Genomic DNA, 8,866 nt, shown 5'->3' with positions numbered 1-8,866 from the left:
GTGTACTGTGCCCGCTTTGCCTTGCCTGTCATCGTTCTTCTCCTTGCTTGAGTTTACCTGCTCAGCAAGGGATTCGTTTTTCGGGGGCAAGCTCACATTACCGAAAATGATGAACTAGCCTTTAACTTCTATCCGTCCGAAAGCGGCCTCTCGCTTAGTAGAGAATAGTGGCAGGAGATATTGAGAAAAGCGCAAATATTTCGTGAGGAAACGTTACCCAACGACGAAGATTAAAGGTTCGAAGATAGCGCGGGTAGCCGCGCCTTCTGGTTGTGGTAGCTAGACGGTCCCTTCACCTATTTTGGTGTTTAGGAAATGAACTCGCCAATCTCTGCAGGTTACGATTGACGAGCTGCTGGCTGCGACGAATGAAGCGCACGCGGCTGGGCAGTTGATGAGCAAGCCTGGCAGAGCGGTAACAAAGCATCCGAACTACTTCGGATTCGAGACCGCTGAAGATGTTCGTCAGGTCTACCGGTCGAATGAACAACCCAACAACTTTGCGTCGCAACAAGTGAAGGACATACTTGAAAACGGCGTAAGAACTGAGGGCGAAGGTGGTCCCCTAAATCAGGCGTGGGTCACTTATACTCGGTCCGACGATGTGGCGGCTGCTTGGACGCGAGAGGGGGAATTTATTGGGTTTAGAGGTAAGCGTTAACGGAGTTCGGAACATGGAAAACCTTGCATATGAACAAATTGATGATGTCCGAGTCACCTACCCGTATTTATTCGTCTACTTTTTGCGCGATGGTCAAGTGTTCAAGATGGGGCGCGGCCATCCATTTTTGCAGATCGCAGCAGGGAACAATAAAGAGCTAGCTTTCACTTTCTACCCGACGGAAGAACCGGTTTCGCTAAATGTGGAGCATTGGCAGCACATACTCGAAACTGCTCGCGACTTTCTCCCAGAAGCGCTAGCAAGCGGTGACTAACAGCTACAAAAGGCGTGAGCAATCGCGCCTTTTCTATTGCTGCAGCTTACTCGTCGTGGCGCGAACCCCGTGGGGCAACCAGCAATCGGCCTGAATGGGTTCGGTCTCTGCTGAGCGCGTTGCAGGAATCCGGCTTGGTGCCAAGCTGCATCGAGTGCATGTTCAATCCCGCGCTAGCGTTCGGCATGCTCCTGCTGAGCGAGCCACTGCAAAATGCGTTGCCTGGCCGGATGCAGGGCGCCCGCTGTCTGCAGCCAAAGCACATAGACCCCCTTGGTCTTCAAAGGCGTGCCGAAAGGGATAACCAGATCGCCGCGATTGATTGATTCCTGCGCCAGGGTCAGGTCCGTCATCGCGACGCCCAGCCCGCGAGCGGCGGCATTCATCGCCAGCTCATCCAGATTGAACGTAATGTGCTTATAGTGCCTGGCAGCCGATCCGCCGTGGGCCTTCAACCACGTGGCCCACTCGTGCTGGCCGGTGGAACCGTGAATGAGGGTGTACTGCGACAACTCTTCCAAAGACGTCGGCAGCGGCTTGTCGTTGACAGCATCAGGCGCACACACCGGCACCAGGATCTCATCGAACAACGTGATGAAGGCCGGGTCATCCGGCGGTTCGGGTAGGTAAAGGATATAGGCGTCGCAGTTACCGGAGGGATCGACCAGCTCCGTCGCGACGGTCTCGATCGATAGCGAGAGATCGGGATGCTGGGCATAAAACCCAGTCAGCCGCGGCAATAGCCAACGGACCGCCAGAGACACGAAGATGCGGATGCGAAACGGCCTGTCCCGTGGCGATATCCGTTCATCGAGCATCTGAAGTTCCTTGAGGATCTTTCGCGCCACCTCCAGCACCGCTTCGCCGTGCTCGGTCAGTTGCACGCTGCGGCTGTTGCGAGCGAACAGCGGCACACCGTAGTGACTTTCCAGTTGCTGAATCTTCCTGCTCACCGCGCTCTGGGTCAGATGCAACTTTTCCGCCGCTTCGGTGAAATTGTCCGACTCTGCAACGAGCGCTAGTGCCTGAAGGGCCCCGACAGACGGTGGCCGATAGAGCTTATCCATGCGTTTTCTGAATGCTCCAATGAATTTATAGCGCTGGATAACGCATCCAGGTCCCAATATATTGACACTTAAGCCAAGGCGGTGTCGGTCTAGCATGCTAATTATTCATACTTTGGACCGCTTTGGTTATCCGTAATACTGAGGGGACACGATTGTGGTCAAAAATATCTGTGGCTGGATCGCTCAAGCCGGCGTCTCACCGCCCGCAGCGACCCTGAAGGGCGCGCAGAAAGCGGATTGGCTGGTGATCGGGGGAGGCTTCACGGGCTTGTCGGCAGCGCATACGCTCGCCGAACTGCATCCGCAGTCGCGCATCATCGTGGTCGATCGGCAGCGCGCCGCACAAGGCGCTTCGGCACGAAACTCGGGTTTCGTGGTTGCCTACGAGCGGCCGTCGCCCGATGAGCTCATCGGGCGGCAACGGAATGCCGATTACCACGTCGCGAGCACCATTGGCAAAGCCGCCAGCGACGAGGTTCGCCGGCGTGTGGCGAGCTTCGGCATCGAGTGCGATCTGAGCGATGCCGGTTATCTCTTCGCTGCCCACGACCCGGCCAAACTTGCGGAGGCGGACCGTCAGGTGCAAACCCTGCGCGAAGCAGGTGCGGCCGCCGAACTGCTGGAAGGCGAGGCGTTGTCGCAACGACTGGGCTCACCGTTCTACCGGGCGGGCATATGGTGCCGGGGCGGGAACGGGCTATTGCAGCCGGCCAAGTATGCGAAGGGGCTGCTGGACGCGTTGCCCGCGAATGTTTCGGTCTACGAAAATACCGACATTACCGGTCTCGAGCATTTGAGCCGCGGCGGTATTCGCGCGCAGTCCACCAATGGTCACATCGAGGCGGGCCAGGTGATTGCATGTGTCGGCGCATTCTTACCCAGGATAGGGCTGGCGGACAGTAAGGTCTTCCCCCTTGAGCTCAGTGCGTCGCTTAGCCGGCCGTTGAGCGACAACGAGTATGCCTGCCTGGGGCGTGCGGCGCCCTGGGGCGTACTTTCGACTCGTCCTGCCGGCGCCACGTTACGCCTGACACCGGACAGGCGGCTACTGATCCGCAACACCGTGGAATATCGCCAGCGCGACCTGACCGGCCATTCCCTGGTGGCACGCCGGGCCAAACACGTGCACGGATTGCAACGCCGATTCCCCTGGATCACGGACGCGCATCTGCAATTTACCTGGACTGGCCACCTGAGCGCTACGCGATCAGGTGAGCCACGCTTCGGAAAACTGGCGGAAGGCGTTTATTCCGCCGCCGGATGCAACGGCTCCGGGGTAGCGCGCGGCACGCTGTGGGGGCGACTGCTGGCCGAAATGGCGTCGGGAGGCCAGTCAGCGCTGCTGACTTCAGTCCTCGACAACGCGAAACCCGGCTGGCTTCCACCTCGGCCATTCTTCGACATCGGCGCCTCGATACGACTGCGATATGAAGCGCTTCAGGCAAGAACCGAGTCCTGAGAGCGACATGCTTTATCCGCAAAATCACCGAGATCTTCGCAACGTCACCTCGCAAGGAAAATATCATGCGTGCTTGTCATCCTGTCATTCGTCTGCGCCGCGCGGCCATCGCCGGCGCCTGTATCGCGGCGACTCTCTCTGCATGGACAGCGCCCGCCGCCCATGCCGCGGACGCCGAACTGAACGTGTACAACTGGTCGGACTACATCGCGAAGGATACGATTCCGACCTTCGAGAAACAGACCGGCATTCACGTGCGCTACGACAACTACGACAGCAATGACACGCTGCAGGCCAAGCTGCTGGCGGGCAGTTCTGGCTACGATATCGTGGTGCCGACGTCGAACTACATGGCCAAGCAGATTCAGGCCGGCGTGTATCAGAAGCTCGACAAGTCGCAACTGCCGAACCTGAAGAATCTCAGCCCTGTGCTGATGCAGATGGTCGCAGGCGCCGACCCCGGCAATCGGTACGGTGTGCCCTGGGCGTTCGCTGTCACTGGCATCGGTTACAACGTGCAGGCAGTGCAGAAGGCGCTCGGTTCGAACGCGCCGGTCGACAGCTGGGCGCTGGTGTTCGATCCGGCTAACCTCTCCAGGCTCAAGGGTTGTGGCGTTTCATTCCTCGATGAGTCGGTCGACGTGTTTGCCGCGGCGCTGCAGTACCTGCACAAGGATCCCAACAGCACCAACCCGGCGGATTACCAGGCCGCGTTCGAACTGCTGAAGAAGGTGCGCCCGTACATCACCGAGTTCAACTCGTCCGGCTACATCAACGACCTGGCGAACAAGGACATCTGCGTGGCGATCGGTTTTGCCGGCGACGTCGGCATAGCGCGCCGACGCAGCGCCGAAGCCAAACATGCGTACGACATCAGGTTCTCGAACGCAAAGGAAGGCGGCCTGCTGGCGTTCGACGTAATGGCGATCCCGAAAGACGCGCCGCACCCGGAAGCGGCGCTTAGGTGGATCAACTACATCGAGGACCCGAAGGTTAACGCGGCGATTACCAATGAAGTCTTCTACCCGACGGCGAACCACGCAGCCCGCCAGTTCGTTACGCCTGCTGTCGCACAGGACCCGACGGTGTACCCGCCGGACGACGTACTCAAGAAGATGACGCTGATGAAGCCGACGTCGGTTGAAATCGTGCGCCTTGAAAACCGCTTGTGGTCGCAACTGAAAACCCTTCACTGATCCGGTGAAACCGACGGAGCAGGATTTGCACGAGTCCTGCTCCGATACCGGCGGGTCCGCTTTGCATTTGCGCACCGAGCAGACCATACTGGCGAGAACCTTGGGCACCACATCGCGAACAATAATAGTGCTTACCGCGCAACAAGGTTATTCTTCGATACACCACACTACCCCGGAGTGCCCCATGCAGACAGTCCGTCGTTTCGCGTTCGTTGCGTTGACATGCAGTGTCATTGGTTTGTCCCATTCATCGAACGCATCGGCTGGCTCTGCCGATCCGCAGCGAAACTTCATGCAGGTCGTCTCGTTCGGGGACAGTCTTTCGGACGTTGGCACCTACGCGTACGCCCGACAATTCGGCGGCGGCACCTACACCACTAATCCGGGCGCTATCTCCGTACAGCTTATCGCGGAACATTATGGATCCGGCCTCACGCCCGCGTTGACGGGCGGCTTCGGGCAACCGAGCGTCGTTCATCCGGAAGGATTGGGCTACGCTCAAGGGGGCGCCCGAGTCGCCGGGCCGCCGAACCCCGGCGACGCAACGGGCGACACCGGCGAGTTGCAAACTCCATTGACCTCACAGGTGGCCGCCTACCTTCAGTCGCATACACGCTTCACCGGCCAGCAACTCGTGCTGATGCAAGGCGGGGCCAATGACGTTCAGGACGCCTATACCGCATGGGCGGGAATGGTTGCGAACGGCGGCGATCCGGGCGCTTCTTTGCAGGCAGTGCTCCCTTCGCTGAGACAGGCAGCGCAACAATTTGCGAGCTTGGTGCACAATGCGCACCAGAACGGTGCCACACATATCGTTGTACAAAACGTCCCGGACATCAGCAAGGCGCCGATCGCGAACCTTCTCGAGCAGCAACTGCCAGGCTCCGCAAAAGTGCTTCGGCGTCTGGCGCAGGTATTCAACACCGCGCTGGATGACGCGCTCCCTGCATCGCCGGCCGTGTTGCGGATCGACGCGTTCACGTTCATTGACGAAGTATCGGAGAACTATCGCCAACTTGGTTTTCGCTTCGACGGCAGCGTCGGCACCAACGTAGCATGCGCGCCGGCGAACCTGCCCCCGGCATTTCAAGCCGATGACACCAGCGCGCTCTTCTGCTCGCGCTCGACGTATGTCTCCCCTCATGCTGACGATATCTACATGTTTGCCGACGCTTATCATCCGACCACTCACCTGCAAAAGCTCATAGCGGACTACATCGTGGTCCAGATCGACACGTGGTTGCACGAATAGCGCATCGCCCTGGCGCTTCGTTGCCCCGAACTGCAGGCGGTCTGAGATGAATCTATGGTGTTCGGCGAATTCAGTAAGCGTGACCGTCCGCTACCGATAGGGATTTTGGCCATTTAGTGGAAAGGCGAAACCAGCAGTGTCTGGACGGACCCGGCGGTTGCGCCGGGAGTCCAACGATAGACAACGATGCTGGAGCCGTTGTAGTCGTCTTTCGTGACTACGTACTCCCCGGTCGAACGAAGGTACGATCTAAGGCCGTACATCGAATCTACGTCATTGCCGACATACACGGTATTGGGACTGCTGTTGGTCAGCGTGATGTCCAGACTGCCTGTGGTGAGATTGAAGGCGTCGATGTTGGGCACGGTGTGTACGTATCCAACGAAGAGATAGTTGCCTGCTGCCGTGATCGACTTGGGATTGGCGCTGGTGATGTTGATCACTGGATTGGGAGCGGTGGTGTTGCCTGCGAGCCAGCCGTGATACACCTCGACCCTCGTTCCGATCGACGTCCAATCTGTACTCCCAACAATTCCTTGTGCCAGGATCATGGTATCGCGATCAGGCAGGTAAATGATTCGCGTCAATAGCGTAATAGTGCCTGGAATGGGCGTTGAAATTCCAACTCCCCATGTCGGCTTGCCGTTGGCATCAAACCCTGTCAGCGGATAGTGCCAAATGGCATTCGTCTTGTCCAAACCGGCCCAGACGTCCCCTTTGCCGTCAAGGCAGAATCCATCGCGGATCCTTGCTGTCGTATTAAACGCCGTACCCGGAATCGTGGCGTCCGGTATTGCAATGTAGCCATTCGCGGCGTTGAAGTGGAAGAAGTAAAAGGTATCGGGATTCTGGCCGGCCGCCACAAGGATCCGGTTTGCGCCGACGGTGGCGACTTGACCGAACTGCTCACCGCGTTCCGGGTCGTTGATGTTCATTCGTGGATCGGATGGGTAGTCAATTGGATCGACGGTGTTCGCTACGAAGGTTCCTCCAGCGGAGCCAGTGTAGACGTTGTCGCCCCCATAGAAGTAGGCGCCGTCAGTACCCGGATCCGGAGCGGCGATCCCCTCGAAGTTGAGAGACTGAAGCTTCCATTGCAGGTTGCCGGAGTTGTCGTAGGCGTGAATGTCCGTGCCGCCAGTGCGACCAAGATCCCATGTTCCGCCCCACGGGTTATTAAGCACGTACAGATTGCCAAAGGAGTCCTTGCCGACGCCAGTGACGGCGGTGAAACGCTTGGCCCCGACCTGGCCTTTGATCCCGGTCGTAGTGTCGAGATAGCCGCCCTGAATACCGAACGTGCTGACTAGTGACGGAACACCAACCAGGCTATAGACCTTGATGTTCATGTCAGGACCTTCGTCACCTACCATCATGTTAGCGGTAGTTGGGTCGAAGTATAGGGCCGACGGTCTTGAGCCGACTGGCATCTGAATCTTCGGCAGCGGCGTTCCGTTCGGACGGAATCCAAGCACCCTGTTTGCGCGCTTCTCCGCAATCCAGATGTTGCCTGCCCCGTCGATGGCGAGCGCTCCGGGGCTTGGGACTGCAATATCCCGTTGCCAGACCCCGTCAGTAGTGAAGACGCGGACCCGATTACCTGGAAAGTCGCTGGCGTAGACGAGCGTTCCCGCCGTTGCCAGACCCGTAACGACATCGGCATGCCGTTCGGTGGTATCCGCGCTGACCGGGATGAGCAGGTCACGGGCATGTGTAGTTCGATCATATCTCCCGACACTACCGCTGCCGAAGGCTGCGTTGAACTGAAGCGCAACGAAGAGATCAGTCGAGTTGCCTGTGATCGCACTGCCCTGAAAATCGCTATGAGCGCCGATCGAACCGATGCTTTGCCCATTCTGGTATATCGCAACGCCACCTTCGTTTTCATCCCACAGGGACGATGTGTAGACGACTCCTTCAGGTGCAATCCACATGGAACGGGCGGCATTGCCTACATGAGTTGCGTTGGTCCCAAACGTATTCGCTATCCAGTCAGTCGTGTACTGCGCCTGACATTCTGGCGCAATCGCAGCGATCAGCACTGCGGCAAGGAATGCGGCAAAGATTCGTTTCGTGAACATGAGTGATGCCCTAAAATCATTTGGCGCAGGATGGCCACCAAAGGCATGCCGAAGGTTTCAACCATCGGTCAATCCCTTGAATGGAGTCAGTGAGGATAGGTTCGACAGACGGTCCGCGCCGACTGAAATTTCTTATTGTTCTAATATCGCGCGGACCGGTGCCAGTCAGAAATTTAGGCACTTTTCAGCCGAGTTTCTGAGCATTTCAAGCGCGTGTGTGCGCTATCGCACGTGGCCATGGCTGTGAGCGGTCACCACGTCCTTGCGTACGCAAGGGAGCCTGAAGCAGCCCGCGACTGTAAAGCGCGGACAATTTTGTCGTCGTCCACCTGAATACGGGACGAATCAATCACGCCCAGGTAACAAGCGACGATTTTATTGAGCCGATATTGGACCAAGGTCCAATATCGGCATCCCCGCTGGTGCCATACTCTATTTCACAGGCGAAAGCGGTTGATCGTGTATTCCCGCACGAGACGATCGAAAAAATCAAGAACCAGATCATCCCTGTGAAAGCGCTGATCCTGGACCTTTCCCGAGTGCCGCATTTTTTGACGAAATGAGGGCAAGCTCATGATCAAGCGTCTCCTGTGGATTGCGATGGTGCCCGCGTTGCTGCTCGCGAATGCCGCCACCGCTCAATACCCGATGATGGACATGGTCGCCGACAAACTCGTTCAAAAGTACCAGCAATCGTCTTGCGAGCAACTGTGGCAAGAGAAAGCGCAGAAACAGGGGCGACCCAAGACCGGGAGAGAGCAGGAGGCCATGCAGATGCTGCGCGACGATCCGCAGATGCGCGCCGCGTTCATCGCCAGAGTGGCCGCGCCGATCGCCAACAAGATGTTTGAATGCGGCATGATTCCATGAAGTCGT

General features: G+C 57.9%; 7 protein-coding genes. 5 read left to right on the top strand and 2 right to left on the bottom strand.

Translation table 11 applies throughout. The features are described 5' to 3' along the window. The first annotated feature begins 674 nt into the window (after positions 1–674). Complete coding sequence (locus P3T22_RS29230; RefSeq protein ID WP_429326844.1) at positions 675–935, top strand: hypothetical protein; 261 nt, start codon at positions 675–677, stop codon at positions 933–935. 173 nt (positions 936–1,108) lie between these two features. Here the strand turns inward: P3T22_RS29230 and P3T22_RS29225 are convergent, their stop codons facing one another. Next, positions 1,109–2,002 carry a LysR substrate-binding domain-containing protein gene (locus P3T22_RS29225; RefSeq protein WP_063500106.1) on the bottom strand — a complete coding sequence of 298 codons (894 nt, stop codon included), beginning with the start codon at positions 2,000–2,002 and terminating at the stop codon, positions 1,109–1,111. Positions 2,003–2,156: 154 nt separating this feature from the next. Between P3T22_RS29225 and P3T22_RS29220 the strand changes: the two genes are divergently transcribed. From P3T22_RS29220 to P3T22_RS29210, 3 genes are all read left to right on the top strand, one after another. Continuing rightward, positions 2,157–3,461 carry an NAD(P)/FAD-dependent oxidoreductase gene (locus P3T22_RS29220; RefSeq protein ID WP_063500107.1) on the top strand — a complete coding sequence of 435 codons (1,305 nt, stop codon included), beginning with the start codon at positions 2,157–2,159 and terminating at the stop codon, positions 3,459–3,461. Positions 3,462–3,526: 65 nt separating this feature from the next. Continuing rightward, positions 3,527–4,657 carry a polyamine ABC transporter substrate-binding protein gene (locus tag P3T22_RS29215; protein ID WP_063500108.1) on the top strand — a complete coding sequence of 377 codons (1,131 nt, stop codon included), beginning with the start codon at positions 3,527–3,529 and terminating at the stop codon, positions 4,655–4,657. Positions 4,658–4,661: 4 nt separating this feature from the next. Beyond that, positions 4,662–5,909 (top strand): SGNH/GDSL hydrolase family protein, encoded by a 1,248-nt coding sequence (locus tag P3T22_RS29210; protein WP_429326843.1) that lies wholly within the window; start codon positions 4,662–4,664, stop codon positions 5,907–5,909. A gap of 113 nt (positions 5,910–6,022) precedes the next feature. Here the strand turns inward: P3T22_RS29210 and P3T22_RS29205 are convergent, their stop codons facing one another. Next, positions 6,023–7,990: an SMP-30/gluconolaconase/LRE-like region family protein gene (locus P3T22_RS29205; RefSeq protein ID WP_429326842.1), complete on the bottom strand. Its 1,968-nt coding sequence runs from the start codon at positions 7,988–7,990 to the stop codon at positions 6,023–6,025. A gap of 573 nt (positions 7,991–8,563) precedes the next feature. Between P3T22_RS29205 and P3T22_RS29200 the strand changes: the two genes are divergently transcribed. Next, a complete protein-coding gene (locus P3T22_RS29200; RefSeq protein WP_063500111.1) occupies positions 8,564–8,860 on the top strand; it encodes a hypothetical protein in 297 nt (98 codons plus the stop codon). The last annotated feature ends 6 nt before the right edge of the window (positions 8,861–8,866 follow it).

This window comes from Paraburkholderia sp. GAS348 (assembly GCF_050434205.1).
GTDB lineage: Bacteria > Pseudomonadota > Gammaproteobacteria > Burkholderiales > Burkholderiaceae > Paraburkholderia.
Note: the sequence above shows the minus strand (reverse complement) of the source record. Positions and strands in the feature narration are given on the sequence as shown.

Excerpts from the sequence above, each read along its gene's own strand:
- P3T22_RS29230 (WP_429326844.1), top strand. The coding sequence starts at position 675 with ATGGAAAACCTTGCATATGAACAAATTGATGATGTCCGAGTCACCTAC.
- P3T22_RS29215 (WP_063500108.1), top strand. The coding sequence starts at position 3,527 with ATGCGTGCTTGTCATCCTGTCATTCGTCTGCGCCGCGCGGCCATCGCC.
- P3T22_RS29205 (WP_429326842.1), bottom strand. The coding sequence starts at position 7,990 with ATGTTCACGAAACGAATCTTTGCCGCATTCCTTGCCGCAGTGCTGATC.
- P3T22_RS29200 (WP_063500111.1), top strand. The coding sequence starts at position 8,564 with ATGATCAAGCGTCTCCTGTGGATTGCGATGGTGCCCGCGTTGCTGCTC.
- P3T22_RS29225 (WP_063500106.1), bottom strand. The coding sequence starts at position 2,002 with ATGGATAAGCTCTATCGGCCACCGTCTGTCGGGGCCCTTCAGGCACTA.